Genomic DNA, 25,992 nt, shown 5'->3' on the forward strand with positions numbered 1-25,992 from the left:
CACATCGGGTTATTTTTGAAGGGATAAGGGATGGGGTTGTTGATAAAAGCGGCGATTGGCGCGCTGGTTGTGGTATTGATCGGCGTATTAGCCAAAACCAAAAATTACTATATTGCCGGGTTAATTCCGCTGTTCCCGACCTTTGCCCTGATTGCCCACTATATAGTTGCCTCCGAGCGCGGGATCGAGGCGCTGCGTACCACCATCGTGTTTGGCATGTGGTCGATTATTCCGTACTTTCTCTATCTGCTGTCGCTGTGGTATTTCACCGGATTTATGCGTTTGCCGCTGGCGCTGGGCGGAGCCGTGGTGTGCTGGAGCCTCAGCGCCTGGGTGTTAATTTTCTGCTGGAGTCGCTTTCACTAGCGTAACGGACGCCCACCATCGACGCCGAACGACCGGCCGGTGACGTAGCAGCTGGTCATAATATAGTCGATCAAATCAATCACCTCTTTTTCACCAGGCTCGATTTTCATCAGCGATTTATTCAGCGCCTGCTGGCGATAGTCGACATCGTCGTGCTCGTTAAACAGAATCAACGACGGGGCGATGGCGTTGACTTTGACCTCCGGTGCCAGCTTGCGGGCAAACGAGCGGGTCATGTTATCCAGTGCCGCTTTGCTGGCGGCATAGGCGATATGCTTATCGCTTCCGCGCTCTACCACATAGTCAGTAAAATGGATAATGTCGCTGGCTGCATGGCCGTGGCCGCGCAGCAGACCCACCAGGGCGTGGTTGAGCAAGTAGGGGGCATGAACGTGGATCTGCAGCATGCAGGCCAGCGTTTCGCTGAGCGGGGTGTCCGGGGTTTCTGCCATCCATGCGCTGGCATTATGAATAATGGCGCGCAGACCCGAATATTCGGATTTTACGTGCTCGGCAAACGCCAGGATCCCTTCGTCAGTTGAAAAATCTGCCTGAAGACAGACCGCGCCCGCGTGACGCAGGGCGGCTATCGCCGGGTATTCCGTGCGATAGCTGACGATAACGGGCTGGCGAAGATTCAAAAAATGATGCGCGAGGGCAAGGCCGATACGGCGGCCTCCGCCGGTAATCAGGATTGGCAGCGGTTGTGCGTGTCCCATCGTGTTCTCCATATCGTTCGCGATGGGAGCGACCATTTATCCCATCAGCATCCACGTTGCCGGTAATGCGGCAACCAGTAACAATCCAATTAACGCCATTTCACGGCGCTTAAGTGCGTGCTGCAGCTGGTGAGTACGACGGGCGTACATAAACACCAGCAGTCCCGGAGCATAAAGCACCACCGACAGCAGCAGGTGCAGCGGACCGGAAGCATACAGAAGCCACAATCCGTAAATGCAGGCACCCATCCCCACCACAGTGTGCATTGGACGGGTGGCTATTTTCAACAAATAGGCACCGACAAGGAAATAGGGTACCAGAATCATCTCGGAGGCGATGGTTAACAGCGTGTTATAGTCTGAACCTGTGAGCCAGATCAGCACCAGGCAAATCTGCACGCTGATATTGGTCAACCATAGCGACGCTGACGGTGCGTTGTTCTTGTTTTGCCGGGCAAAAAGACGCGGGAACGCTTTATGCGTTGCGGCGAGGAACGGCACTTCCGCCGCCATAATGGTCCAGCTCAGGTAGGCCCCACAGACCGAGACGATAAGCCCTGCCGCGATCACCACTTCACCCCATGAGCCCATCATTTTGACCATCAGGCCTGCCATCGATGGGTTACGCATTTCTGCCAGTTCAGGACGTGCCACTACGCCCAAAGACAGCAGCGTGACCATCAGATAGACCCCCAGCGCCGCCAGTACCGCCAGCATCGTGGCGCGACCAACGTCGTGTTTGTTACGTGCGCGGGCCGACACCACCACCGCGCCTTCCACCCCGATAAACACCCACAGGGTGATCAGCATGGTATTTTTAACCTGCTCCCAGACCGGGACGCCCAGCGCCACGCCGGAGAAGTCCAGGCTAAATACGTCAAGACGAAAGGCAATAAACGCCAGCACGATAAACAGCCCCAGCGGCACCAGCTTCGCCAGCGTGGCGACCAGGTTGATGCCTGCAGCGGTCTGTACGCCGCGCAGCACCAGGGCGTGAACAAACCACAGCAAAAAGGACGAGCCGACGATCGATTGCCAGGTATTACCATCGCCAAACAGGCGCAGTTCCGGGGTATCGGTAAAAAAACTCAGGGCGGAGAAAACAATCACCAGATAAGAGACGTTGGCGATCACCGCGCACAGCCAGTAACCCCAGGCGGAACAGAAGCCAATCAGCTCGCCAAAGCCTTCGCGGGCGTAGGTAAAAATTCCGCCGTCGAGGTCGGGGCGGATACGCGTCAGCAGCAGCATGGCGAAGGCCAGCAGCAGGATCCCCACCCCGGTAATCGCCCAGCCAATCAGCAGCGCCGAAGGGCTGGCAATGGCGGCCATATTCTGCGGCAGACTGAATACGCCCGCACCGAGCATCGAGCTTAAGACGAGCGCAGTTAAAGCGCTCAGGCCAAGTTTCTTTTCCATTGGCTTCCTGTTAAGAAAGAATCAGATCCAGAATAATTATTTCGCCGAAGCGCATAAAAATGGTGAATTACACTAAGGCGCGGGATTTTACGGAGTGTCACCGAGGCATGCAATGAGGAAGGGTTGAATTAGGCGTAAAAATCAAAAAAAAAGGCGGCATCGCGCCGCCTTAATGAACAGTTTGCTTATTTGTACAGATCGGCGCTGATGGTCATGTTATTCCCACGTTCCTGCCACTGGCGGGTAATGTGGTAATACTTGGCGCCTTTCTTCGCCGCGCGCTTCGCCACCTGATGCGAGATTTCCGTCATGTTGCCGTAATTGCCGGTAAACTTAACGCTGTCGAACGGTACCATCTGCGCTGCAGTAGCGTTATTCAGCTCTTCAATTTTGGTGCCATCGGCCAGCGTGACGCTGTAACGGCCACCTTTGGTGGTTTGAGTTTCGAAGAAGCGACCGACCTCAGCACTTGGCGCCGCGGTCGTTGCCACACCCGGGATCTCAACCTTCTTCGCTTCTTCACCGCCTTTGGCGATGGCCGCGCGGCCAGCATCGGAGTCGGCCGGGATCACATCCGGGCTCTGGACGACACGCTTTTTGGCGTCAGCTTTATAAAGGAAAGCGGTAATGCGCTGGTTGCCGCCCTGGTTAGCATCGATCTGACGAACGATGTAGAAGGAATCAGCATCTTTGGCCTTCGCGGCTTTGGTGATGGCTTGATTGACTTCCGGCTGGCTGCGGTAAAAACCCTGAATCGTGACGGTATCGAACGGCTCAAGCATCACGGCCTGTTCTTTTGGCAGCTCCATCACGCCATTGATGACGCGGTTGTTCTCTACGTCTGCTTTTGGGGCATTTTCTTTATACAGGGCCGCGATCACGCGCTGGTTACCGCTGTTGCCGTGATCGGATGAATCAACGACATAAAATGAGGCCGCGCCTTCTTTATCGGCGCGCTTTGATGCGGCAGCGACTGCATCGCTAATGGCGTTAAAACGGCCGACGATGACGACACGATCGTACGGTTTCAACGCTGCTGCTTGCTCCGGCGTTAACTCTGTCGCTGCATTGGCAGACAGGGCGGTCGCAGCAAGGAGTGCGGACGCCAGGAGAGTGTTCTTAAGCTTCATAAAAATAATCCTTCGCCTTACGCAAACCAGGTACTGGTGGAGTTGTTAATTTGAAAACGTGGCCGATTATGGCATTTAACACCTATCGCTGTCTGCGGCATTTTTTGCTGCTAATGCGCAGCAGGCGTTCAATTTGTATAACATTTAGTGATATGTTGAAAAAACAGGCGTTTGACCAGTAAAACTAATAAAGCATATGACTTTCACAAGTTAATTTAATGTTAATGAGTTGTTCTGCGCTGGCGCTATATCGTGTTTTTGCCGCTTCGTCTAAGCTAAATATCGGCCCTGGCGGTGAAATAAAGGGAAATATGCCTGTCAGAACCACCGATCGCTTATTTTTGACAGATAAATGCATAAATAGTGTTTTCTTGCGGTGGATCACAAGCGTCATTTTCAGTAGGTTATAGAAAGTTTGTTACTGTTTTATTTTCTGCGGATATGCGTTAGTCACGGGTTAACACTTCTGACCGTTGTCGTATAACCGTAATGAATGTTCGACAAACCATCATCAAAAACCGATGGAAGGGATTACTATGCGTATTGGGGTACCAAAAGAACGGTTTGCCAATGAAACCCGTGTAGCGGCAACACCGAAAACGGTGGAGCAACTGCTGAAACTGGGTTTTACCGTCGCGGTTGAAAGCGGCGCAGGCAAGCTGGCAAGCTTCGATGACGAGGCATTTATTCAGGCAGGGGCGGAGGTCGTTGACGACGCTAACGTCTGGCATTCGGATATTATTCTGAAGGTCAATGCACCGGAAGAGAGCGAAATTTCGCTGCTGAATCCAGGCACCACGCTGGTGAGTTTTATCTGGCCGGCACAAAATCCGCAACTGATGGAGAAGCTGGCGGCGCGTGGCGTCACCGTGATGGCGATGGATTCCGTGCCGCGTATTTCGCGCGCGCAGTCGCTGGATGCCCTCAGCTCGATGGCGAACATTGCAGGCTACCGCGCCATCGTTGAAGCGGCGCACGAGTTTGGCCGCTTCTTCACCGGGCAAATCACCGCTGCGGGCAAAGTGCCACCCGCCAAAGTGATGGTCATCGGCGCAGGCGTCGCGGGTCTTGCGGCCATTGGGGCGGCAAACAGCCTGGGCGCTATCGTCCGCGCGTTTGACACCCGTCCGGAAGTGAAAGAACAGGTGCAGAGTATGGGCGCCGAGTTCCTCGAACTGGACTTTAAAGAAGAGGCTGGCAGCGGCGACGGCTACGCGAAAGTGATGTCCGAGGCGTTTATCAAAGCCGAAATGGCGCTGTTCGCCGCCCAGGCGAAAGAGGTGGACATTATTGTCACCACTGCGCTGATCCCTGGTAAACCAGCGCCGAAGCTGATTACCCGTGAAATGGTCGATTCAATGCAGGCTGGTAGCGTGATCGTCGATCTGGCATCGCAAAACGGCGGTAACTGCGAATACACCGTTCCGGGCGTGGTCACCACCACCGCCAACGGCGTAAAAGTGATCGGTTATACCGACTTGCCTGGTCGTCTGCCAACCCAGTCATCCCAGCTTTACGGCACCAACCTGGTCAACCTGCTAAAACTGCTCTGCAAAGAGAAAGACGGCAACGTTATCGTTGATTTTGAAGACGTCGTGGTTCGCGGCGTGACGGTCGTGCGTGACGGCGAAGTCACCTGGCCGGCACCGCCGATTCAGGTTTCAGCGCAGCCGCAGGCGGCAGCAAAAGCGGCCCCGGTCGCAAAAGAGCCCGCAAAACCGGCGTCGCCTTGGCGCAAATTTGCGTTTATGGCGCTGGCGATCGTGCTGTTCGGCTGGCTGGCTGACGTCGCACCGAAAGAGTTCCTGGGTCACTTCACCGTGTTCGCGCTCTCCTGCGTCGTGGGTTACTACGTCGTGTGGAACGTCTCCCATGCGCTGCATACCCCGCTGATGTCGGTGACTAACGCCATTTCCGGGATCATCGTGGTCGGGGCGTTATTGCAGATTGGTCACGGCGGCTGGGTCAGTTTCCTCAGCTTTATCGCGGTACTTATTGCCAGTATCAATATCTTCGGTGGCTTCACCGTGACTCAGCGCATGCTGAAAATGTTTCGTAAGGGATAAGGGGTAACTTATGTCTGGAGGATTAGTTACAGCGGCATACATTGTTGCCGCGATCCTGTTTATTTTCAGCCTGGCGGGACTGTCAAAGCACGAAACGTCGCAGCAGGGTAACAACTTTGGTATCGCCGGGATGGCGATTGCGTTGATGGCCACGATTTTCGGGCCGGATACCGGCAACGTGGCGTGGATCCTGGTGGCTATGATCATCGGCGGCGCGATTGGTATTCGCCTGGCGAAGCGTGTCGAAATGACCGAAATGCCGGAGCTGGTGGCTATTCTGCACAGCTTTGTCGGCCTGGCGGCGGTACTGGTTGGCTTTAACAGCTATCTGTATCACGAACCGGGGATGGAGCAGATTCTGGTCAACATCCATCTGACCGAAGTGTTCCTTGGCATCTTTATCGGTGCGGTGACCTTCACTGGCTCAATCGTCGCCTTTGGTAAGCTGCGTGGGAAGATCTCGTCTAAGCCGCTGATGCTGCCGAACCGTCACAAGTTGAACCTGGCTGCGCTGGTGGTCTCGTTTGTGCTGATGGTGGTGTTTGTTCGCACCGAGAGTGTTGGCATGCAGGCGTTGGTGCTGCTGGTGATGACCCTTATCGCGCTGGCCTTCGGCTGGCACCTGGTGGCGTCGATCGGTGGGGCAGACATGCCAGTGGTGGTGTCGATGCTGAACTCCTACTCGGGTTGGGCGGCGGCGGCGGCGGGCTTTATGCTGAGCAACGACCTGCTGATCGTGACCGGTGCGCTGGTCGGTTCGTCGGGTGCGATCCTGTCCTACATCATGTGTAAAGCGATGAACCGTTCGTTCTTTAGCGTGATCGCGGGCGGCTTTGGTACCGATGGACAAACCTCCAACGGTGATGATGAAGTTGGTGAGCATCGCGAAATCAACGCCGAAGACACGGCTGATATGCTGAAAAACTCGCACACGGTCATCATCACCCCGGGCTACGGCATGGCGGTGGCGCAGGCCCAGTATCCGGTGGCAGAAATCACCGAGAGACTGCGTGCGCGCGGCATTAAGGTGCGCTTTGGTATTCACCCGGTTGCCGGGCGTCTGCCGGGCCACATGAACGTTCTGCTGGCAGAAGCCAAAGTGCCGTACGACATCGTGCTGGAGATGGATGAAATCAATGACGACTTCACCGACACCGATACCGTGCTGGTGATTGGCGCCAACGACACCGTTAACCCGGCGGCTCAGGACGATCCTAACAGCCCGATCGCCGGTATGCCGGTTCTGGAAGTGTGGAAGGCGCAGAACGTTATCGTCTTCAAACGCTCGATGAACACCGGTTATGCAGGGGTGCAGAACCCGCTGTTCTTCAAAGAGAACACCCATATGCTGTTTGGCGATGCCAAAGCCAGCGTGGATGCGATTCTGAAAGCGCTGTAAGTTGTGAGATGAAAAAAAGCCGCCTTAATTTGGCGGCTTTTTTATTGCCGGGTGGCGCTAACGCTTACCCGGCCTACGTTTGTAGGCCCGGCAAGCTTGCGCCGCCGGGCGTTTTTACTCAATCGTCTTCATCGTCGTCCAGCTCAATCGGAGTCTGGTACTGATCCGGCTTGATAACCAGCAAATCACATCGCAGATGGTCTATGACCTGCTCAGCAGTGTTACCGAGGAAGGCAGCGGAAAGACCGGTACGACCAATCGTCCCCAGCACCACGATCCCGGCCTGCAGATGTTCGGCTAAATCAGGGATCACCTCTTCAGGCAGGCCTTTTTCGACGTGGGTTAATTTCTCGTCAATACCAAATTTTTGCCGCAGTGCTTTCATGGCAATTAAATGCTGGCCCCGGATCGCATCGTTATAGACGCTGGGGTCAAATTCCGGCAGTTCGATAGCAATGTTGATGGGCGTAATCGGGTAGGCGCCCACCAGGTGGACTTCGGTATGGTTAACCTGCTCGGCAAGATGAATGGTCTCTTTGACCAGCTTGTCGTTCAGGGCATTGTGATAGTTCTCTTCGCTGGCGAGGTTTACCGCCACCACAGCTTTACCCCCTTCAGGCCATGGCTGGTCTTTCACCATCCACACCGGACACGGGCATTTGCGCAGCAGGTGCCAGTCTGTTGGCGTGAAAATTACCGCCTCCAGCTTGTCATGCTGGTGGGTCATTTTCAGCAGCAGGTCGTGTTCACCACTCATCACTTCCTGGATGATGGCTTCAAATGGACGGTTGTGCCACACCACTTTGATATCAATAGGCACGCCGGCATCGAGATAGAATTTTGCCTGCTCGCGGATCCACGCGGTGCGCTGGGTGATCACGCCCTGACGCATCGAAGTGCGTTCATCTGGCGACAGGAGGGTCGTCATTTCGTAAGAGAAGTCATAGATCGGCAAAAACGCTTTAATTTTGCCGCCAATCCGTTGGTGTAAATATACAGCTCGACGTAACGCCGGTTGATCGTCCTGATTAGGATCGATGGCCACCAGCATGTTTTGATACTTTGCCATACAGGTCTCCTTACTACTGTCACCACAGTCTGTAATTAAAAGAGTAACCTATATATGTTGAATGAAACAGGGGGGATGTTTTACCAGATCAATAAATGCGAAAATTTACCGACCTGGCAAAGCAGAAAGCAGAGGTGATTACGCGACGTTGCGGGAATGTCCGGCCAGCACGGCCAGCGCTTCTCCGTTTTCGATGGTGATGTATTTCCCTTTTACCGCCAGCATGCCGCTTTTCTGGAAACGACCCAGCAGACGGCTGATGGTTTCGACGGTCAGACCGAGATAGTTACCGATATCGCCACGGGTCATGGTCAGACGGAACTCACGCGGAGAGAAACCGCGCTCGGCAAAACGACGTGAGAGATTGTAGATAAACGCGGCCAGACGCTCTTCTGCGTTCTTTTTCGACAGCAGCAGGATCATGTCCTGATCGCCTTTAATCTCGCCGCTCATCAGACGCATCATCTGCTGACGCAGATTGGGCATTTTGCCTGACAGATCATCGAGGGTTTCAAACGGGATTTCGCAAACCATTGAGGTTTCCAGCGCCTGAGCAAAGCTCGGGTGGTGGCCGGTCCCGATGGCGTCAAAGCCCACCAGATCGCCCGCCAGATGGAAGCCGGTGATCTGCTCATCGCCTTGCTCGGTGATGGTGTAGCTTTTGATGGTGCCAGAACGGATAGCGTACAACGATTTCAGTTCGTCACCCGCTTTAAACAGCGTCTGTCCTTTCTGAATCGGCTTCTTGCGCTCGATAATATTATCGAGCTGATCAAGTTCATGCTCATTCAGGGTAAACGGAATACAGAGCTGGCTAATGCTGCAATCCTGGCAATGGATAGCACAACCGCCAGACTGAATGCGTCGAATAATTCGCTTTTCCGGGATCATAGGTTTGCTCAAGCCTTAATTGATATTGGTCAATTTTAACATCTTTTTTGACCCTACGTAAGCCTGGGAAACCATCAATAAGGTCAAGAAGCGCGAAAGCGCCAGCATCTTCTTGAAATTCCACAAATTGACTGCGGACTTTGTCGCTAACTTAAGGAAAGGTAAGCACTAAAAGCCTGGAGCTACAGCAGCAAATAACCTTCGTGGCGCAGGAGCCACTCTTTGCGCTGCACCCCGCCGGCATAGCCGGTCATGGTGCCGTTGCGGCCAATGACGCGATGGCAGGGGACCACAATGCTCACCGGGTTAGAACCGTTGGCTGCACCCACAGCACGCGCCGCACCGGGGCGGCCAAGCTGTTCGGCCAGTTGGCCGTAATGCATCACCTGGCCGCAGGGAATGCTGCGCAGCGCCTGCCAGACTTCGCGCTGGAACGCAGTACCGGCGGTGGCGGTGGGTAAGGTGTCGATAATGCTGAGATCGCCCTCGAACCAGGCGCTGAGCTTGTCGCTCAATCCGCCCGGATTGGTCGCACCGATCCGCTCGTAGCCCTCGGCGCGATAGTGGATATTCAACAGTTCCACCATCCGACCGCTGTACTCTTCCCACTCGACGGCGCGCAGATTGAACTGCTCATCGGCAATCACCCACAGAGGGCCGAGGGGGGTAGCGATTTTGTCTTCGAGCAATCTCAGCATAGGGTGTTCCTTAGTTCAGGCGCGGGTAAATCCCCGGTCCAATAGGCAGGCCGACAAGATACCATGCCATCAACATCAGCAGCCATACTCCTAAGAAGATAAGGGGATACGGCAGCACCAGCGAATAGTAGGTACCCAGTTTGGCCTCCGGTTTATAGCGCTGGAGGAAGCCGAGGAACAGCGGGACAAAAGGCGAAACCGGTGCCAGCGGGATCACCGCCGAGTCGGTGACGCGGAACAGTACCTGGGCAAAGGCCGGATGATAGCCGAGCAGCATAAACATCGGCACGAAAATAGGTGCCAGTATCGACCAGATTGCCGAACCGCTGGCGATAAACATGCACAGCAGCGACGAGAGCAGTGCCAGCCCGAGGAAGGCGGGTACGCCGCTGAGCCCGGCGCTTTCCAGTATGTCGGTCAAACCGACCGCCATAAATTTGCCCATGTTGCTCCAGTTAAACATCGCAACAAACTGGGCCAACGGGAACACCATCACGATAAAGCCCGCCATCTCTTTCATCGGCTCAATCATCAGCTGCGGCAGATCGCCCTGGCGGCGTATTTTGCCGGTCGCAATACCAAAGGCGAGCGAGACGACAAAGAAGAACAGGATGATCAGCGGTACGATGCCTTTGATAAACGGCGACGGCAGGACGGTATGCAGCACCGGGTCGCGCAGGATGCCGTTTTCCGGCACCACCAGCAGCGCGATAGCGGCGATAAACAGCAGCGACACCACCCCGGCAACGCGCAGTCCCCGGCGCTGTTCTGGGCTAAGCGAATCCAGCTTCTCGTCGCTGGCGCCCTGCCATTGACCCAGCCGCGGTTCGACGATTTTATCGGTAATCAACCCGCCGACAATGGTCAGCACAATCACCGAACTGGCCATAAAGAACCAGTTATCGATAACGCTGACGTGCATGGCGGCATCGATCGTTTTCGCCGCTTCGGTGCTGATCCCGGAGAGCAGCACGTCGGTGGTAACAATCAGCAGGTTAGCGGTAAAACCGCAGCCGACACCGGCAATGGCCGCCAGCAGGCCTGCCACCGGATGACGCCCCACGGCGATGAAAATCAGCGCCCCCATCGGCGGCATGATCACCAGCGCGGCATCCGAAGAGATATGGCTGAAAAAGGCAATAAACAGCACCATATAGCTCGCATAGCGCGCGCTGACGTGCGACGCCATTTTCACCATCAGGGCCGGCAGCAAGCCAGAACGCTCGGCCAGACCGGCGCCAAGCACCAGGGCGAGGATCGCGCCCAGCGGGGCAAAGCCGCTAAAGTTTTTAATCACATTCGGCAAAAACCAGTGCAAACCTTCCACGCTGAGCAGGTTTTTTACCGCCACCATGCTGCCGTCGGCCGGGTTGCGGGCGCTGACGTCAAAAGCCGACAGCACGGCAGTGGCGATCGCCAGAATCACAATCAAATAGACGAACAGCAGGAAAGGGTGCGGCACTTTATTGCCGACTCTTTCAACCCAGCCGTACAGCTTGCTGGAGGGGGAGTTCGAAGGCAGGGACGACAGACTCATGGGCGTTCCTCGGGAGTGTTGTATTGTGTTGTTGTGTTTTGTTTTATTATTTTAAAGGTGACGGTGTAACGCCATCAGGGATCGGACAGGCGTACGGTTTTTCTCTCAACTGCTGTGCAAACTCCTCGCGGCACGCCGCTAACAGGGCCGGATCCTGCAGGAGCGCCAGCGCCGTAGCGCCCATCACTTTACCCGCCAGCAACATCCCTTTATGCGCAATCGAGGTTCGACCCTGGGCCACCAGCTGCCAGGTATGCAGCGGCGTCCCCACCGTAAAGCACGGGCTGAAGCACTGCGCCACCGGCATTTTCCAGCTGACGTCGCCCACGTCGGTTGAGCCCGCCAGAATGTTGTCGGTGATGGCGTAAGGCGCGACCTCATCGATCAGCAGGGTCTGCTGATGGCGACGGGCAAACGCGTTGCCCGCAACGCCGCCGGTCGCCGCAATGTTTTTCAGGCTGTTTTGCAGATCGTTGTCGGTGAGCGTGGCGCGGATCTCTTGCGCAAACGCGCGTTCTTCGTCGCTCCAGTCCGGCGTGCCGTAATGCTGCACGGCGCGATACATTTCGGCCTCCAGTGTACGGTTGGGCAAATAGCTGGAGCAGGCTTTGTCGAATCGTCGTTCAACGCGGGTTTCGGTCATCAGCGCCGCGCCCTGGGCGATTTTCTCGATCCGTTCGTAGATCTGCTGCGCGTCGGCCATTTCCGGGGCGCGGATCAAATACAACACTTCTGCCTGAGCCTGCACCACGTTCGGCGAGATCCCGCCGGTATCGGTGATGGCGTAATGGACGCGGGCTTTTTCGATGATGTGTTCGTTAAGGAAGTTGCTGCCGGTGGTCATCAGCGTTACGGCATCCAGCGCGCTGCGTCCCAGATGGGGGGAGTTGGCCGCGTGCGCTGCGGTGCCGTGAAAGCGCCACGACGCCTGAATATTGGCCAAGGTGCTGACGTTAAACATGCCTGCATAGGCTTCCGGGTGCCAGGTCACGGCGGCATCGACATCGTCAAACAACCCTTCGCGGACCATAAAGGTTTTGCCGGAACCGCCTTCCTCGCCGGGGCAGCCGTAAAAGCGCACCGTGCCGCTGCCGCCGTGCTGTCCCAGCCAACTTTTAACCGCCACTGCACCGGCAAGCGCGGCGGTGCCGAGCAGGTTATGTCCGCACCCGTGGCCGTTAGCGCCCGGGGTCGCGGTTTGCGCTGTGGCGCAGCGGGCGTTCTGACTCAATCCCGCCAGCGCATCGTACTCCCCCAACAGGGCGATCACCGGCTTACCGCTGCCAAAGCTGGCGATAAAAGCGTTAGGCACGCCACCGGCCTCGCGGGTCAGAGTAAAGCCTTCTTCTTCCAGTGCGTTCGCCAGACGGTTGGCGGACCAGAACTCTTCAAAACGGGTTTCCGGATGATCCCAGATATCATCTGCGATGGCGGTGAAATGCGCGCTTCGGGTATCAATAGCATCCGCAATAAAAGGATAGAGAGCCTGCATTACACACCTCGGGTCCAGGGGAAGTTAAGCGCGGTGCGCGCCAGCGTTTCGATGGCGGTCAGCATCACCTGTTCATCGAAGTCGAATTTCTCGTTGTGATGCCCGGCACTGAGGGTGGTGCCAAACACCATGTAGGAGGCGAGGCCGCCGTTCTGCTGCACGCGGGCCATCATCAGGGTGGCATCTTCCGAACCGGCTGGGGCTTTGACGTTGTCGATAGCGTGTTCCACCCCCGCAACCTGCGCGGCCTGCTCACGCAGGTAATTCACCCACGCCGGCGAAGGCACGCTTGAGGTAGCGGCACCCATCAGGCGCAGCTCGCTGCTGACCCCGTAGATGGCGGCAGCACCGTCGATCACCGCTTTGGCGCGTTCAAATACGTACTGATTAATCGCTTCGCTCTCGCCACGTGTTTCGACCTTCAGCAAGGCGCTGGCGGGCACCACGTTGCGTCCGCTGCCGGCCTGCATCACACCGACATTGACCCTGGACGCGCCTTCGCTGTGTGGGGCGATGCTGTGCAGGCCAAGGGCCGCCTGGGCCGCAGCCAGCAACGCATTACGGCCCTCTTCGGGTTTGCCGCCTGCGTGGGCGGCAACGCCGGTGAAGCGCACGTCAAATTTGGTGGTGGCCATAAAGTTATCGCTGCCGCAGACAACCGTCCCGACGGGCACGCCGGTGCCAATGTGGATGGCGGTGAAATAGTCGACGCCGTCCAGTGCGCCTGCCGCAACCATCGCCCGCGCACCGCGCGTGCCTTCTTCCGCAGGTTGAAATATCAACTTAATGGTGCCATTCAACTGCGACTGGTATTTTTTGAGAAGCTGCGCCAGCCCCAGGCCGATGGTGGTGTGCCCGTCGTGGGCGCAGGCATGCATCATCCCACTGTTGCAGGAGGCAAACCCTTCCCGGAACGGCAGATGATCGTCCAGACGGGCTTCGTCGAGATCCAGCGCATCCATATCGACCCGAAACGCGAGCGTTGGGCCCGGACGACCGGTGTTCAGGGTGGCGACAATACCGGTAAAGCCGCCCTCGAACGCGCTGAGCCATTTTTCTGGTGCACCCTGCTGACGTGCGCGGGCAAAGGCGTGCGCCAGTGTCGCCTCGTCGGGCAGCCCCATTCGGCTGTCGGCATCGACAACATCGCGGCCCATCGCCAGCGCGTACCCCAGCTGGTCTAATACTTCGGCCACCTTTGCCGCGGTGCGAAACTCGACCCAGCCAGATTCGGCATAGTGATGAAAATCACGTCGCCATGCGGTGAGTTGCGGGAACATGGCCTGCAGGTCGTGCGCCAGTGTATGCATATCGTTTCCTGTCATCATTAGAATGTGTGAACTGCTTCACGTTGTGATAGTTTTTACTTATCGCTAACCGTTTTTTCACAGATTTAACCTTTCGTGGCTTACCCTCGCACACTCAATTCCATTACAGTAGATGACAGTTTCTTTTCTCTGATAAACAACGGTTATCGGTCCAGACATGACGTTTCAGATAAAATTTCATCAAATTCGCGCCTTCGTGGAAGTGGCGCGGCAGGGGAGCATTCGCGGTGCCAGCCGGGTGTTGACTCTGTCGCAGCCTGCGTTAACCAAATCAATTAAAGAGCTGGAAGAGGGAATGGCGGCCCAGCTTTTTGTTCGCCGCAGCAAAGGGGTGGCATTAACCGAGTGTGGGGAGAGTTTTTACCAGCACGCCAGCCTGATCCTCGAGGAGCTGCGCAGCGCGCAGGACGATATTCGACAGCGGCAGGGGCAGCAGGCGGGGCAGATCAACGTCGGGATGGGCGCCAGCGTCGCGCGGATGTTAATGCCCCCGGTGATTGTCCGCTTCCATCAGCAGCATCCGCAGGTCAAGGTGCGTATTATGGAAGGTCAGCTGGTCTCGATGATTAATGAATTACGTCAGGGCGAGCTTGATTTTACGATCAATACCTATTATCAGGGCCCCTATGACCACGAATTTACGTTCGAAAGATTATTTGAGAAACCCTTTGCGATATTTTGTCGGGAAGGTCATCCCGCGCGAGGTGCGACTTCGATCAATGACTTGCTGAAATATAGCTGGACAATGCCCACGCCACGAGGCAGCTATTATAAACAGCTGGAGGAATTGTTTAATCATCGTGCCCAAATACCCCGTGTCGGTATTGTCTGTGAAACATTTTCGTCATGTATTAGTCTGGTGGCGCAGAGCGATTTTCTGAGTATTCTGCCACAGGAGTTGGGCTGCGATCCGCTGCTGGCGCACCGACTGGTGATGTTGCCCGTTCAGGAAACACTACCAAAAGCAACCTATTACCTGATCCAGCGTCGGGATTCTCGTCAGACACCGCTGACCGAATCATTAATCACCCAGTTCAGACGTCAGGCCAGACAGGTTATTTGCCCGCCAAATTAAGGGCAAAAAAATAGAGTCTGTCGACATCCAACAGACCCTACAGTACACACAGCATTGCTCCCGATGCATATCCTGCTTATTGTTTCCGTAATGCAGATACATTTAGGTATATCAGCTTTTCCCAATAAATAAAGGAAATAAAAACGTCTTTGTTCACAAAATTTTAGCTAAGTCATAATGGTTAATCAGCAGTAAAAATAAAGTTTAGCTCAGGTAAATAATCAATTAATTAAATTAAATCTGTCATCCGGTATTAATCAGGATAAGGGTGCAGGTCGTCAGTTGAGGCCCATTGAGACAGTGCGGGCGTGCAGGTATAGTACCCTGTCAGTAGAGCCGGAGGATGCCATGAAACCCGATGATAACGCGCTTTTTCTTGCTGCGATGGGCGATGTCCAGCCCCTCAAACGATGTGCCGATGTCCAGTGGCAGCCGGGTCGAACGGCGCGACCGCAGCAGCGTCCAGACACCAGCCAGCTCGACAACTTTTTGACCACCGGTTTTTTGGATATCGTTCCGCTGGCTCAGCCGCTGACGTTTCAGCGGGAAGGGGTGCAGCAGGGGGTTATCGACAAGCTGCGGTCAGGAAAGTACCCTCGCCAGGCCAGCCTCACGCTGCTCCGCTTAACCGTGGAGCAGTGCCGTCAGCAGCTGTATACCTTCATTTGTCAGGCCGAACGCGACGGCTTGCGTAATCTGACAGTGATCCACGGTAAAGGCCGGGAGGATAACGCTCACCCTAATATCGTGCGCAGCTATCTGGCGCGCTGGCTGGCAGAATTTGACGCAGTACAGGCGTTTTGCGTCGCGCAGCCGCACCACGGCGGCAGTGGGGCCTGCTACGTCGCCTTGCGCAAATCCGACGATGCGAAGCTCGAGACCCGCGAGCGCCACGCCAAACGCAGCCGCTAGGCCAGCGCCCGCAGATTGATCCAAAGCCCCGCGATCGCCACCGCCAGCAGAAACAGGGCCGTCGCGACGTTAACCTGGCGGGCGAAGCGTTGCGGTACATAACGCCTGACGCTGACGATCCACAGGCTGAGGATCAGCAGATCCAGCACCACCCAGATCAGGGTAAGAATGCTGATGCTCAGCGTAAAATCGGCAGTGATCCGCACGAACTGCGGAAAGAAGGCGGCAAAAAACAGAATGTCTTTTGGATTGGCAACTGCGGTCACAAAACCCACCGCAAAGCCGCTGCGCTGAACCTGAATCGTCGCCTGCGAGCGACGGCTCTGCAGCATCTGGATAGCCATCCACCCCAAAAACAGTGAACCACCCACACCCACATCCACCAGCGACAGTGCCAGCGGATGATGCCGGGCGCGCGCTGGCTGGCCAGTTGCGGGCCGGATTCGCCACCCTCGAGAGCGCCTGTGAGGCTTTTCGCGGCACCCGGCACCTGCTAAGGCTGAAATCGCCCTCGACCCTGACGGTCAACTGGCTACTGAAAGCGTTGCACGGCTTTCATGAGGATAACTCAACGCCACAGGTGCAGGTATCCAGCGTGTGGATGGATATTGATCGGGTTGAATTCCGCCGCGAAGCCTTCGATTGCGCCATTTTGCTGGGCAATGGCCCGTTCGGCGAGAACACCCGTTCACTGCGGCTGTTCGAGGAACTGCTGGCACCTGTCTGCGCCCCCTGGTTGGTAGAAAATGCGCGTCAGGATTTAACTGCGTGCACCTTGATCCACCCCTCGGTCGATCGACGCGACTGGCGGCGCTGGCTGCAGGGTAGCGAGCTGGAAAGCGCAGTCAATCTCAGCAAAGGCCATCTTTTCGATACGCTCGAACAAGGCAATCAGGCGGCTATCGGCGGGCATGGCGTCTCGGTGGGGGATGTCGCCCTGAGCCTGAACGCACTGGAAAGCGGCCTGTTGGCGTTGCCCTTTTCCCGGTTCACCCGCACCGGCGATAGCTATTATCTGGTGTGGCCAGCCGACAGCAGTCAACAACCGGGCATTCTGCGTCTGGGGGAGTACCTGCTGGCGCGTACGCCGGATGTGGTACATTTGCAGGTTCAATGATTCTGGCGAGGGGCCGCACGCGCATGGAAAACACCGCTTTATACTACCGTCAGTTTGGTGAACCCGAATCGGTGTTAAAGGCCGAAACCGCCGCAAAAGCACCGCTTAACCCCGGTCAGCTGCGGGTGCAGATGCTGCTGGCTCCGGTGAATGCTTCGGATCTGATCCCGATCACCGGAGCTTATCGTCATCGCATCACCTTGCCCGCCATTGCCGGCTATGAAGGGGTCGGCAGGGTGATCGCCGCCCCTGATGACGCGACACATCTGATCGGCAAACGCGTATTACCCCTGCGCGGCGAAGGCACCTGGCAGCAGATCGTTGACTGCCCGGCAGCGCTGGCGATCCCGGTTCCGGATGCCATCCCGTCTCCGTTGGCGGCACGGGCATTTATCAACCCGCTGGCGGCCCAACTGATGCTCAAACTGTATCCTCCTCGCGGCAAACGGGTCCTGCTGACTGCGGCAGGCTCGGACTGCGCAATCCTGCTGGGGCAATGGGCGCATCGGCTCGGCGCGCGCAAGGTGTTTGGCATTCACCGCTCGCCGGTTCATGCCGCCAGACTGCAGGCGATGGGGATCGTCCCGATTGCCCAGCACGACAGCGCCACCGTGCAGGCGGTGGCGGCCGACAGTGATATTGTCTACGACGCCACCGGCGGCGAGCTGGCGCAGATGATCCTCAGTGCGATGCCCGGCACCGGAGAGTTTATTTGCTACGGCCTACTCTCCGGTCAGCCGTTTACCTTACAACCGCATTATCCGCCGATGCGCTGGTTCCATATCCGCAACTATCTGGATGCGCTCAGCCCACAAGCGTGGCAGGCGGAGTTCCAGGCTATCTGGCCAAAAATGGCAGAGAGTCAGTACAGCAACACCACACGGTTGCCCTTTGCCGCATGGCAAGCAGCTGTGGCCGATTACCGCCAGGCGGGGCGCAGCCACAAGCCGCTGCTGACGATGAGCAACGGCTGATGTTTTATTTTAAAAAGATGAAACCTGGGTTATTAAATTAACCGACGTCAAAAATTAAGGGTAAAGAATTGAAAAGGCTTTGAGTAAAATCCTGGCTTATGGTAAAAATCAGCGGTGTTTAACTACCGGAGACAATATTCATCTGCACTGACGAGAAGCAACAACGCAGATAATTGTAATATTATGGACAATCTGTTCAACAAGCGCATTTCAACATCGACTTCACGTATATTCCCCTCTTATTGCCTGCTGACTGGCGAGCAACACTGGCGCACCGCGCTGTAGATCCTTTCTGCCTGAGCTGGCGCCCTGCGCCGTGCCAACCATTATCGCTATTTTTTTACCCGGCTTACTGCTCACAGTAAGCCGCGAAGGATAATATTCTCAAGCAGGAGAAAAACATGTTTTACTGGATCCTTTTAGCCCTGGCTATCGTCGCTGAAATAGTCGGCACCCTGTCAATGAAATGGGCAAGCGTCAGCGGCGGGCACGCCGGTTTTATTTTAATGCTGATGATGATTTCCCTTTCCTATATATTTTTGTCGTTTGCGGTTAAAAAAATCGCTCTCGGCGTGGCGTATGCATTATGGGAAGGGGTGGGTATTTTATTGATCACCCTGTTTAGCGTGATGTTGTTCGATGAGCCTTTGTCGATGATGAAAATTGCCGGGCTGACGACGCTGGTCGCGGGGATTATATTGATCAAGTCAGGCACCCGTAAAACCAAAAAACAGCAGAAGGGGTCAACTCATGCAACAGTTTGAGTGGATCCACGCCGCCTGGCTGGGACTGGCGATTGTGCTGGAAATTGCCGCCAACGTGCTGCTGAAGTTCTCTGACGGTTTTCGCAGCAAAACCTATGGTCTGCTGTCGATTGCCGCCGTGCTCGGGGCCTTCAGCGCCTTATCTCAGGCCGTGCGCGGCATTGACCTTTCGGTCGCTTATGCGCTGTGGGGTGGGTTCGGCATTGCCGCTACGCTTGCCGCAGGCTGGATCCTGTTTGGTCAACGGCTAAACAGCAAAGGCTGGTTCGGGCTGGTCCTGCTGCTCATTGGGATGATTCTGATAAAGCTGGCCTAACCGACTCGCTGCCTGCTATTCCAGGCAGCGAAATTCCTTTGCTGTATTACGCTTATAAGAGGGCATTAAAGAGGTCGAAAAATGCATAACCCGTTAAGCTGGCGAAATATTCCTTCCGCAAGAACCCTGTTTGTCATGATTTTTATGGCAGGGATCGGCTTAATTGTCTCCGTTGTCGCCTTACTCTACCTGTCTTTGAACCTGATCAGCAGCCAGGCCAATGAAATCGATCAACAACGCACCGCGCTCTCGGTGCAGGGGGCGATCCAGACCTCGGTTAACCGGGTCTGGTCGCTGGTGATCGACAATGCGGTGTGGGACGATGCGGTGCGAGAAGCCTATCGTCCCACGCTCGACACCCACTGGCTGTACAACACCTGGGGGTCGGGCTTTAAGATCAACAACCTGTATGACGGCACCTTTGTGCTCAACGAAAACTATCAGGTGCTGTGGGGATCTTTTCGCAGCCAGCCGTTTACAGAGCACAATCTCGATTTCTTCGGGGCTGGGCTCAAATCTCTGATTCAGAAGAACACCAACGCCTTACAAAACGACAAAAATATCTATGCCGGTATCACGCGAACCCGCGCGGGCGTGGCGTTCGTCGGCGTGGGGCTGATTCGCCCGACGGTGGGTTCCCTGTCGGTGGGGGATCAGACCCGCCGTTTTCTGGTAATCACCCGCCACGTCAATCCTAAAATTTTGCGCGATTTGGGCGATACCTTCCAGATTGACAACCTGACATTGTCCCCGGAGCGGTTGAGTGCGGACAACGTCCCCTTTAAAAGTGCCGCCGGAGAAGGGCTGGGCTACCTTTCCTGGCAGCCGCGTCAGCCGGGTGCCGAGGCGGCAAAGGCGGCTTCACTGGAGATTACCCAGATCGTGCTGCTGGCGGCGGCGCTGATCTTGCTGTTTATTCTCGTCAGCAGTATCGCGTTGTATAAGCTGGCGCGCAGTGAAAGTCAGGCGCGGAAAGTGGCGCGTACCGACTGGCTCAGCCACTTACCTAACCGGCGGGCATTGATCGAAGAGCTGGAGCGGGTCAGTCAACGCGGCGACACCGATCGCAAAAGTGTGGTGTTTATCGACCTCGATGGCTTTAAAGACGTCAACGATATCTACGGCCATGAGGTGGGTGATGAGCTGATCGTCACCATCGCCAAAACCTTGCGCGACAACGTACCGAAAGATGGGATGCTGGCGCGGATGGGCGGCGACGAGTTTGCGATGACCATCGGCGGAGAACATGCTGAAGCGTTGGCCTCTGCCTTTGGCGGCTTTGTCCTCGACTACCTTAACTCGGCGATTCGTCTTGGTGAGCGGACGATCCATATCAGTGCCAGTATCGGCATTGCCAGCGGCATCCTGACCGAATGTAACAGCTCAGAGCTGTTCCGCCGCGCCGATATTGCCATGTACCACTCCAAAATCACCGGTAAAGGACGCGTCACCCACTATGATGCCGAGCTGAATAGCGCGCGTGAGCGGCGGCTGGCGATTGAGAGCCAGATCCGCAGCGGGCTGGATAACGGCGAATTCGACGTCTGGTATCAGCCCATTATTGATGCCCGGAGCCAGAAAATGGTCAGCGTCGAGGCGCTGGTGCGCTGGCCTCGTCGCCCGGACGGGGCGCTGGCACCGGACGACTTTATCACCATCGCTGAAACCAGCGGGCTGATCTACGGTCTCGGACAGTTTGTGCTGCGCCGCGCCTGTCAGGATCTGGAGCCGTATTCGGATTTAAAACTGTCGGTCAATATCTCGCCCGCGCAGTTTCGCGATCCGGAGTTTGAAGAGAAGGTGGCAAGCGTGCTGGCGATGACCCGTTTCCCGCCGACGCGACTGCAGCTGGAAGTGACCGAAAACTACGTCCTCGAGAACCCCGAACGCGCCAGGGCCGCCATCAATAACCTTAAGATGCTGGGGATCGCCGTGGCGCTGGATGATTTTGGCACCGGTTACTCCAGCATCGGCTATCTGCGTCGCTTCAACTTTGACACCATCAAAATTGATAAATCACTGGCCGGGCTGGTGGACAATGACGATCAGGCGTCAGCGCTGGTCAGCGGAACGATCCGCATTGCCAGCGCGTTGGGGATGACGGTGGTGGCCGAAGGGGTGGAAAACGAAAAGCAGATGAAACTGCTGCGGTTGGCGGGCTGCGATCAGCTGCAGGGTTTCTGGTATAGCCAGCCGCTGCCGATTGAAGCGCTTAAGGCGCTACGCCAGCAGCGTCACTGCTGAGACTCCTGAGCCAGCGCGGTCAGCTTGTCGCGAAAGCCGGTGATGGAGAGGGCGCGGTTATCCGCCCGCCAGCGATCTTTTGCTGCCGGGGCCGAACTTTGTACCCCAATAACCTGCCAACCGTCGGCGGTTTTCAGCATCAATGGCGATCCGCTGTCACCCGGCAAAGTATCGCACTGGTGCGATAGCACGCTGGTTTGAGCCCAGCCGGTGACAATACAGTCCTGATGGGTATACAGCGTGTCCAGATGATCTTCCGGATAGCCCGCCTGGCTAACTTTGCGGTCGGCCTCTTTCAGCGCGGCGGTGAGATCGGCTTTATCCCCGGTAAACAGCGGCAGCGGGGTGATCCCTGACGGCGGATAGCGTAACACCACCAGCCCAAAATCCCATGATGCGGCGGACGGCGGCACGATCCAGCCGTCGCCGTCGGCCTTCAGCCGTTTGCCCAGCGACGGCTCGACCCGTCCCTCAATGCCGTGAATTTCATAGCGCCAGGCCCCTTTTTGCGACACAAAGCGCAGAGCAACGGCTTTATCCGGCTTGCCTTTTGGCGGCGTCAGCAGGCAGTGTCCGGCGGTCAGGGCCAGATGCGGGGTGATAAGGGTGGCAGTACACAGATTGCCACTGGCCGTTTCAAGCTGACCAATGGCATCCCAGGGTGAACGCGCCGGATCGGTCACGCGCGTGCGGTCGTCATGGCCAAAAAACAGCGTTTGTACTTCCCTGGCGTTCACGGCGTTATCGGCGCTGTCGTCCGCATGAGCAAAACCAGAACAGAGACAAAACGCCCCCAGTACAACCGCAACGGATTTACGCATATCACACTCTGAAGGGGATAATTATGATTATTAAGATGAACCCTGGTTATTAACTATAGACGGGACAGCAGGAAAGTGGGAGTAAAATCAGCGTGCTACATTCACGAAAGATAAAACACGCTGGTGACGATCGCACATAAAATAAGCGTGATAAGGATCAGCTCAAACCGATAGCGTTGCAACATAACGCCCTCCGGATATAAAAACGGCGCTGACACCTTGCCGGTTCAGCGCCGGATAAATAACGTGCCCGCGGGGGCACGTTTCAATGATGTGGCTTATGCTGCTGGTTTAGCAGTTGGCGCTACAGCTTCGTGTTTTACCGCTTTTTTGTGGTGCTTTTTAGCCGCTTGCGCTTTCTGCGCTACAGGTGCTGCTTCGGTTTTGGTTGCTGCTTTTTTGTGGTGCTTTTTAGCAGCCTGGGCTTTCTGTGCAGGCGCTTTTTTGTGTGCTTTGTGGTGCACGGTTTTTGCAGCCGGTGCCGCAGTGGTGGTTGCTGTGGCTGCTGGTGCAGCGGTAGCGACAGTTTCAGCAGCGAAAGCAGCAGAAGAGAGACCCATTGCAGCGGCAACAACCAGAGCTAATACTTTATTCATCATCTTACCCTCGAATTTGTTTTTCATTTAACCCCACTGCGGGGCCGTTGAAATAACTATATGCCTGAAAATCCGAGGCTTCCGTGAGTGATTGGTTTCCGCGTGTAACGCTTTGTACAACGCCGGGTTCAGCACCCGGCGTGGGCCATTACAGGTAGCGGGCGGTGAGATGATCGCGGAAATAGCGGCTGTTTAGATCTTCTCCGGTGGCCTGCTGAATTAGCTGCGCCGTGGTAAAGCGGCTGCCGTGCTGCCAGATATTCTGCTGTAGCCAGTCAAACAGGGCACTGAAATCACCCTGCGCAATCGCGGAATCGAGTCCCGGCAGCGCGGTCTTCGCCGCATGGAACAGCTGCGCGGCGTACATTGCGCCCAGGGTGTACGACGGGAAGTAACCAAAACCGCCGTCGGTCCAGTGGATATCCTGCATACAGCCGTTGCGGTAGTTATCTTTGGTCGACAAGCCCAGCCAGGTCTGCATCTTCTCATCCCACAGCGCCGGGATGTCGTCCACTTCGATCTCGCCGTTAATCAACGCGCGCTCAATCTCATAGCGCAGCACCACGTGCGCCGGGTAGCTGACTTCATCGGCATCGACGCGAATATAGCCGGGCTTCACGCGCTGGTTCCAGGCGATAAAGTTCTCCGGAGTGAATGCCGCCTGGCTACCGAAACGTTCCTGAACCGCCGGGAGCAGATGGGTCAGAAACGCATTGCTGCGCCCGAGCTGCATTTCAAAGAACAGGCTTTGCGACTCGTGAATGGCCGTGGAGCGCGCCAGAGCGACAGGCTGGCCGAGCCAGTTGCGCGGCAGATTTTGTTCATAGCGCGCATGGCCGGTTTCGTGGATCACGCCAAACAGCGCGCTGAGCAGCTCGTTTTCGTCGTAGCGGGTGGTGATGCGGACATCTTCCGGCACACCGCCGCAGAATGGGTGGGCGCTGACATCGAGGCGGCCAGCGTTAAAGTCGAAGCCGAGCGTTTTCATCGCTTCTAACCCCAGCTCGCGCTGGATGGCGGTCGGGAACGGACCCTGCGGCGGCACGTACGACTGCTGGGCCTGCTTCTCGACGACCTGGGCGAGCAGATCCGGCAGCCAGGATTTGAGGTCGGCAAACAGACCGTCCAACCGGGCGCTGGTCATGTCCGGTTCAAAAATATCCAGCAGCGCGTCGTAAGGGGTACAGCCTTTGGCCTCGGCGCGCAGGCGCGCTTCTTCCCGACTCAACTTCACCACCTCTTTCAGGTTGGCGGAAAATCCCTGCCAGTCGTTAGCCGGGCGCTGGCTACGCCAGGCGTGTTCGCATTTGCTGCCCGCCAGCGATTTGGCTTCGACCAACGATTCTGGCAACAGGGAAGCCTGCTGATAGTGGCGGGTCATCTCGCGCAGATTGGCTTGTTCCACGTCGTTCAAATCTTCACTTTCTGCATTGCGCAGCAGTTCGGCCACTTTTTTATCGGTCAGGATCTGATGTTGCAGCACGCTCAGTTCCGCCAGCGCCTCACCCCGGGCGGCGCTGCCGCCTGCGGGCATCATGGTGAACATGTCCCAACTGGCGATGGAGGAGAGGTGCGAGAAACGGGACAGGCGTTGGAAGGTCGTGACAAGTGACTGATAGGATGACTCTTTTTTCATTGTTAATTCTCATCGTGAGTTGGGCAGATGATAAGGAGCATACAGCCCTTCAGGCGCGATTCAAGCACTTGCCGTTCACTGAAGTAGCCTTGTTTTCTCTAAAGCCATCTTCAACCTTAACGCAGCCGCTTATGCAGACGGCTGGCCACCAGCAGCGCCGCACACAGCATCAGAGCAATAAACGCCCCCACGCCATCCCAGCCGTATTGATGCCAGAACACCCCGCCGAGCGTCCCGGCGATGCTGGAACCCAGATAATAACTGAACAGATACAGCGACGAGGCCTGGCCTTTGGCGCGGCGCGCGCGCGGGCCAATCCAGCTGCTGGCGACCGAGTGAGCCGCGAAAAATCCCGCCGAAAACAGCAGCATGCCCGCGAAAATAATCCAGATATTCGCGAGTAACGTCATCAGCACGCCTGCCAGCATAATGCCCGTCGAGGCCAGCATCACCGGGCCACGCCCGAAGCGCATGGTCATGGCCCCGGCCTTCGGTGAACTCCAGGTCCCGGTCAGATAGGCGACCGACAGCAGGCCGACCAACGCCTGGCTCAGATGCCAGGGGGCGAGCATCAGCCGGTAGCCAATGTAGTTAAACAGGGTGACAAAAGAGCCCATCAGCAGAAAACCGGTGAGGAACAGCAGCGGCAGGCCTTTATCGCGCCAGTGCAGGCGAAAGTTAATCAGCAAGGTTTTTGGTCGCAAGGCAGTCGGGCGAAAGTGGCGCGACTCCGGCAGAATTTTCCAGAACATCAGCGCAGCGGCCAGCGCAAAGCAGCCAATCACGGCCAGCGCAATCCGCCAGCTTAAGAAGTCAGTAAAGACGCCACTCAACAACCGCCCGCTCATCCCGCCAATCGAATTGCCGCTGATATACAACCCCATTGAGAACGCGACAAAGCTGGGATGGATCTCCTCGCTCAGGTAGGTCATGCCTACCGCCGCCACGCCGCTCAGGGAGAGCCCAATCAGCGCGCGCATCACCAGGATCCCGTGCCAGCTGGTCATCATCGTCAACAGTAACGTACAGATCGAAGCCAGCAGCAGGGCAGTGACCATCACCTGTTTGCGCCCGATGGCATCGGAGAGGGGGCCGGTAAACAGCAGCCCGACGGCCAACATCCCGGTAGAAACAGAGAGCGAAATACTGCTGCTGGCAGGGCTGACGCCAAATTCCCGGGAGAGCACCGGCAGGATCGGCTGCACGCAGTAGAGCAGGGCGAAGGTGGCCAGTCCGGCGGAGAACAGCGCCAGCGTGACGCGCATAAACTGCGGGGTGCCGCGCTTGATCAGCTGAACTGGCTGCGGCTTGTTGGTTAGGGTTTCGATCTCGCCGGTCGCGGCGATATCTGCGGACAGTGTACGACTCACGTAAATTCCTTGCTTCAACATCCCCGTGATTATGGGTGACGGGTATGACCACA

At 56.4% G+C, this 25,992-nt stretch carries 26 protein-coding genes; 11 read left to right on the forward strand and 15 right to left on the reverse strand.

What is annotated here, in order from left to right; genetic code table 11:
* The first annotated feature begins 30 nt into the window (after positions 1-30).
* Positions 31-366 (forward strand): GlpM family protein, encoded by a 336-nt coding sequence (locus M8013_RS22080; RefSeq protein ID WP_271269889.1) that lies wholly within the window; start codon positions 31-33, stop codon positions 364-366.
* On the opposite strand, the gene folM is transcribed toward M8013_RS22080, so the two are convergent.
* The 3 genes from folM to ydgH form a co-directional block, all read right to left on the reverse strand.
* The gene (gene folM, locus M8013_RS22085) at positions 363-1,085 is read right to left on the reverse strand and encodes a dihydromonapterin reductase (protein WP_271269890.1); all 723 of its coding nucleotides are present in this window, start codon (positions 1,083-1,085) and stop codon (positions 363-365) included. The two genes, M8013_RS22080 and folM, sit on opposite strands and share 4 nt — an antisense overlap.
* Before the next feature lie 36 nt (positions 1,086-1,121).
* Complete coding sequence (locus M8013_RS22090) at positions 1,122-2,504, reverse strand: amino acid permease (RefSeq protein WP_271269891.1); 1,383 nt, start codon at positions 2,502-2,504, stop codon at positions 1,122-1,124.
* Between the two features lie 185 nt (positions 2,505-2,689).
* Positions 2,690-3,634, reverse strand: a complete 945-nt coding sequence (gene ydgH / locus M8013_RS22095; RefSeq protein ID WP_271269892.1) for a DUF1471 family protein YdgH — start codon at positions 3,632-3,634, stop codon at positions 2,690-2,692.
* 536 nt (positions 3,635-4,170) lie between these two features.
* On the opposite strand from ydgH, the gene pntA reads away from it, so the two are divergent.
* Positions 4,171-5,700 carry a Re/Si-specific NAD(P)(+) transhydrogenase subunit alpha gene (pntA, locus tag M8013_RS22100; RefSeq protein ID WP_271269893.1) on the forward strand — a complete coding sequence of 510 codons (1,530 nt, stop codon included), beginning with the start codon at positions 4,171-4,173 and terminating at the stop codon, positions 5,698-5,700.
* Positions 5,701-5,710: 10 nt separating this feature from the next.
* Positions 5,711-7,099 (forward strand): Re/Si-specific NAD(P)(+) transhydrogenase subunit beta, encoded by a 1,389-nt coding sequence (gene pntB / locus M8013_RS22105; RefSeq protein WP_271269894.1) that lies wholly within the window; start codon positions 5,711-5,713, stop codon positions 7,097-7,099.
* Between the two features lie 118 nt (positions 7,100-7,217).
* Here the strand turns inward: pntB and uspE are convergent, their stop codons facing one another.
* The 6 genes from uspE to M8013_RS22135 form a co-directional block, all read right to left on the reverse strand.
* Positions 7,218-8,168 (reverse strand): universal stress protein UspE, encoded by a 951-nt coding sequence (uspE, locus tag M8013_RS22110; RefSeq protein WP_271269895.1) that lies wholly within the window; start codon positions 8,166-8,168, stop codon positions 7,218-7,220.
* A 138-nt stretch (positions 8,169-8,306) separates the two neighbouring features.
* Positions 8,307-9,059, reverse strand: coding sequence for a fumarate/nitrate reduction transcriptional regulator Fnr (gene fnr / locus M8013_RS22115; RefSeq protein WP_014070017.1), 753 nt, complete (start codon positions 9,057-9,059; stop codon positions 8,307-8,309).
* A gap of 182 nt (positions 9,060-9,241) precedes the next feature.
* Entirely contained in the window at positions 9,242-9,757 is a 516-nt protein-coding gene (gene ogt, locus M8013_RS22120; protein WP_271269896.1) for a methylated-DNA--[protein]-cysteine S-methyltransferase, read from the reverse strand.
* Between the two features lie 10 nt (positions 9,758-9,767).
* On the reverse strand, positions 9,768-11,294 hold the full coding sequence (gene abgT / locus M8013_RS22125) for a p-aminobenzoyl-glutamate transporter (protein WP_271269897.1): 1,527 nt from the start codon (positions 11,292-11,294) through the stop codon (positions 9,768-9,770).
* Between the two features lie 46 nt (positions 11,295-11,340).
* Complete coding sequence (locus M8013_RS22130) at positions 11,341-12,786, reverse strand: M20 family metallopeptidase (RefSeq protein ID WP_271269898.1); 1,446 nt, start codon at positions 12,784-12,786, stop codon at positions 11,341-11,343.
* On the reverse strand, positions 12,786-14,096 hold the full coding sequence (locus tag M8013_RS22135; RefSeq protein WP_271269899.1) for a M20 family metallo-hydrolase: 1,311 nt from the start codon (positions 14,094-14,096) through the stop codon (positions 12,786-12,788). Before M8013_RS22135 ends, M8013_RS22130 begins: the two co-directional genes overlap by 1 nt.
* A 175-nt stretch (positions 14,097-14,271) precedes the next feature.
* Between M8013_RS22135 and M8013_RS22140 the strand changes: the two genes are divergently transcribed.
* Together M8013_RS22140 and smrA are read left to right on the forward strand one after the other, a co-directional pair.
* Entirely contained in the window at positions 14,272-15,189 is a 918-nt protein-coding gene (locus M8013_RS22140) for a LysR family transcriptional regulator (protein WP_271269900.1), read from the forward strand.
* Positions 15,190-15,537: 348 nt separating this feature from the next.
* Entirely contained in the window at positions 15,538-16,101 is a 564-nt protein-coding gene (gene smrA / locus M8013_RS22145) for a DNA endonuclease SmrA (RefSeq protein WP_271269901.1), read from the forward strand.
* Here smrA and M8013_RS22150 read toward each other — a convergent pair.
* A complete protein-coding gene (locus tag M8013_RS22150; protein ID WP_271269902.1) occupies positions 16,098-16,472 on the reverse strand; it encodes a LysE family translocator in 375 nt (124 codons plus the stop codon). The genes smrA and M8013_RS22150 overlap by 4 nt on opposite strands.
* A gap of 20 nt (positions 16,473-16,492) precedes the next feature.
* Here M8013_RS22150 and M8013_RS22155 point away from each other — a divergent pair, with 20 nt between their 5' ends.
* The 6 genes from M8013_RS22155 (at position 16,493) to M8013_RS22175 (ending at position 21,516) form a co-directional block, all read left to right on the forward strand.
* Positions 16,493-17,218 carry a LysR substrate-binding domain-containing protein gene (locus tag M8013_RS22155; RefSeq protein WP_271269903.1) on the forward strand — a complete coding sequence of 242 codons (726 nt, stop codon included), beginning with the start codon at positions 16,493-16,495 and terminating at the stop codon, positions 17,216-17,218.
* 23 nt (positions 17,219-17,241) lie between these two features.
* Positions 17,242-18,192, forward strand: coding sequence for a zinc-dependent alcohol dehydrogenase family protein (locus tag M8013_RS22160; protein WP_271269904.1), 951 nt, complete (start codon positions 17,242-17,244; stop codon positions 18,190-18,192).
* A gap of 114 nt (positions 18,193-18,306) precedes the next feature.
* Positions 18,307-18,477, forward strand: coding sequence for a protein YdgV (locus tag M8013_RS23660; RefSeq protein WP_418939551.1), 171 nt, complete (start codon positions 18,307-18,309; stop codon positions 18,475-18,477).
* Between the two features lie 116 nt (positions 18,478-18,593).
* Positions 18,594-18,956, forward strand: coding sequence for a multidrug/spermidine efflux SMR transporter subunit MdtJ (gene mdtJ, locus M8013_RS22165; protein ID WP_271269905.1), 363 nt, complete (start codon positions 18,594-18,596; stop codon positions 18,954-18,956).
* The gene (gene mdtI, locus M8013_RS22170; RefSeq protein WP_271269906.1) at positions 18,943-19,272 is read left to right on the forward strand and encodes a multidrug/spermidine efflux SMR transporter subunit MdtI; all 330 of its coding nucleotides are present in this window, start codon (positions 18,943-18,945) and stop codon (positions 19,270-19,272) included. The genes mdtJ and mdtI overlap by 14 nt, the downstream gene beginning before the upstream one ends.
* An 81-nt stretch (positions 19,273-19,353) precedes the next feature.
* Positions 19,354-21,516, forward strand: coding sequence for a bifunctional diguanylate cyclase/phosphodiesterase (locus M8013_RS22175; protein WP_271269907.1), 2,163 nt, complete (start codon positions 19,354-19,356; stop codon positions 21,514-21,516).
* Here M8013_RS22175 and M8013_RS22180 read toward each other — a convergent pair.
* The 5 genes from M8013_RS22180 to M8013_RS22195 all read right to left on the reverse strand — a co-directional run bounded on the left by M8013_RS22180 (position 21,507) and on the right by M8013_RS22195 (position 25,939).
* Entirely contained in the window at positions 21,507-22,337 is an 831-nt protein-coding gene (locus tag M8013_RS22180; protein ID WP_271269908.1) for a trypsin-like serine peptidase, read from the reverse strand. The two genes, M8013_RS22175 and M8013_RS22180, sit on opposite strands and share 10 nt — an antisense overlap.
* 101 nt (positions 22,338-22,438) lie before the next feature.
* Positions 22,439-22,522 (reverse strand): small membrane protein YdgU, encoded by an 84-nt coding sequence (ydgU, locus tag M8013_RS23715; RefSeq protein WP_472925666.1) that lies wholly within the window; start codon positions 22,520-22,522, stop codon positions 22,439-22,441.
* A 93-nt stretch (positions 22,523-22,615) separates the two neighbouring features.
* A complete protein-coding gene (gene asr / locus M8013_RS22185) occupies positions 22,616-22,933 on the reverse strand; it encodes an acid resistance repetitive basic protein Asr (RefSeq protein ID WP_271270181.1) in 318 nt (105 codons plus the stop codon).
* 148 nt (positions 22,934-23,081) lie between these two features.
* Complete coding sequence (locus M8013_RS22190; protein ID WP_271269909.1) at positions 23,082-24,569, reverse strand: carboxypeptidase M32; 1,488 nt, start codon at positions 24,567-24,569, stop codon at positions 23,082-23,084.
* 116 nt (positions 24,570-24,685) lie between these two features.
* A complete protein-coding gene (locus tag M8013_RS22195) occupies positions 24,686-25,939 on the reverse strand; it encodes an MFS transporter (RefSeq protein WP_271269910.1) in 1,254 nt (417 codons plus the stop codon).
* Between the last annotated feature and the right edge of the window lie 53 nt (positions 25,940-25,992).

Origin of the sequence: Silvania confinis, from assembly GCF_025564085.1 — a bacterium.
GTDB lineage: Bacteria > Pseudomonadota > Gammaproteobacteria > Enterobacterales > Enterobacteriaceae > Enterobacter > Enterobacter confinis.

Bases quoted from the DNA above. Each gene is read 5' to 3' on its own strand.
- M8013_RS22080 (WP_271269889.1), top strand. From the start codon at position 31: ATGGGGTTGTTGATAAAAGCGGCGATTGGCGCGCTGGTTGTGGTATTG.
- folM (WP_271269890.1), bottom strand. From the start codon at position 1,085: ATGGGACACGCACAACCGCTGCCAATCCTGATTACCGGCGGAGGCCGC.
- M8013_RS22090 (WP_271269891.1), bottom strand. From the start codon at position 2,504: ATGGAAAAGAAACTTGGCCTGAGCGCTTTAACTGCGCTCGTCTTAAGC.
- ydgH (WP_271269892.1), bottom strand. From the start codon at position 3,634: ATGAAGCTTAAGAACACTCTCCTGGCGTCCGCACTCCTTGCTGCGACC.
- pntA (WP_271269893.1), top strand. From the start codon at position 4,171: ATGCGTATTGGGGTACCAAAAGAACGGTTTGCCAATGAAACCCGTGTA.
- pntB (WP_271269894.1), top strand. From the start codon at position 5,711: ATGTCTGGAGGATTAGTTACAGCGGCATACATTGTTGCCGCGATCCTG.
- uspE (WP_271269895.1), bottom strand. From the start codon at position 8,168: ATGGCAAAGTATCAAAACATGCTGGTGGCCATCGATCCTAATCAGGAC.
- fnr (WP_014070017.1), bottom strand. From the start codon at position 9,059: ATGATCCCGGAAAAGCGAATTATTCGACGCATTCAGTCTGGCGGTTGT.
- ogt (WP_271269896.1), bottom strand. From the start codon at position 9,757: ATGCTGAGATTGCTCGAAGACAAAATCGCTACCCCCCTCGGCCCTCTG.
- abgT (WP_271269897.1), bottom strand. From the start codon at position 11,294: ATGAGTCTGTCGTCCCTGCCTTCGAACTCCCCCTCCAGCAAGCTGTAC.
- M8013_RS22130 (WP_271269898.1), bottom strand. From the start codon at position 12,786: ATGCAGGCTCTCTATCCTTTTATTGCGGATGCTATTGATACCCGAAGC.
- M8013_RS22135 (WP_271269899.1), bottom strand. From the start codon at position 14,096: ATGCATACACTGGCGCACGACCTGCAGGCCATGTTCCCGCAACTCACC.
- M8013_RS22140 (WP_271269900.1), top strand. From the start codon at position 14,272: ATGACGTTTCAGATAAAATTTCATCAAATTCGCGCCTTCGTGGAAGTG.
- smrA (WP_271269901.1), top strand. From the start codon at position 15,538: ATGAAACCCGATGATAACGCGCTTTTTCTTGCTGCGATGGGCGATGTC.
- M8013_RS22160 (WP_271269904.1), top strand. From the start codon at position 17,242: ATGGAAAACACCGCTTTATACTACCGTCAGTTTGGTGAACCCGAATCG.
- mdtJ (WP_271269905.1), top strand. From the start codon at position 18,594: ATGTTTTACTGGATCCTTTTAGCCCTGGCTATCGTCGCTGAAATAGTC.
- mdtI (WP_271269906.1), top strand. From the start codon at position 18,943: ATGCAACAGTTTGAGTGGATCCACGCCGCCTGGCTGGGACTGGCGATT.
- M8013_RS22175 (WP_271269907.1), top strand. From the start codon at position 19,354: ATGCATAACCCGTTAAGCTGGCGAAATATTCCTTCCGCAAGAACCCTG.
- M8013_RS22180 (WP_271269908.1), bottom strand. From the start codon at position 22,337: ATGCGTAAATCCGTTGCGGTTGTACTGGGGGCGTTTTGTCTCTGTTCT.
- ydgU (WP_472925666.1), bottom strand. From the start codon at position 22,522: ATGTTGCAACGCTATCGGTTTGAGCTGATCCTTATCACGCTTATTTTA.
- asr (WP_271270181.1), bottom strand. From the start codon at position 22,933: ATGAATAAAGTATTAGCTCTGGTTGTTGCCGCTGCAATGGGTCTCTCT.
- M8013_RS22190 (WP_271269909.1), bottom strand. From the start codon at position 24,569: ATGAAAAAAGAGTCATCCTATCAGTCACTTGTCACGACCTTCCAACGC.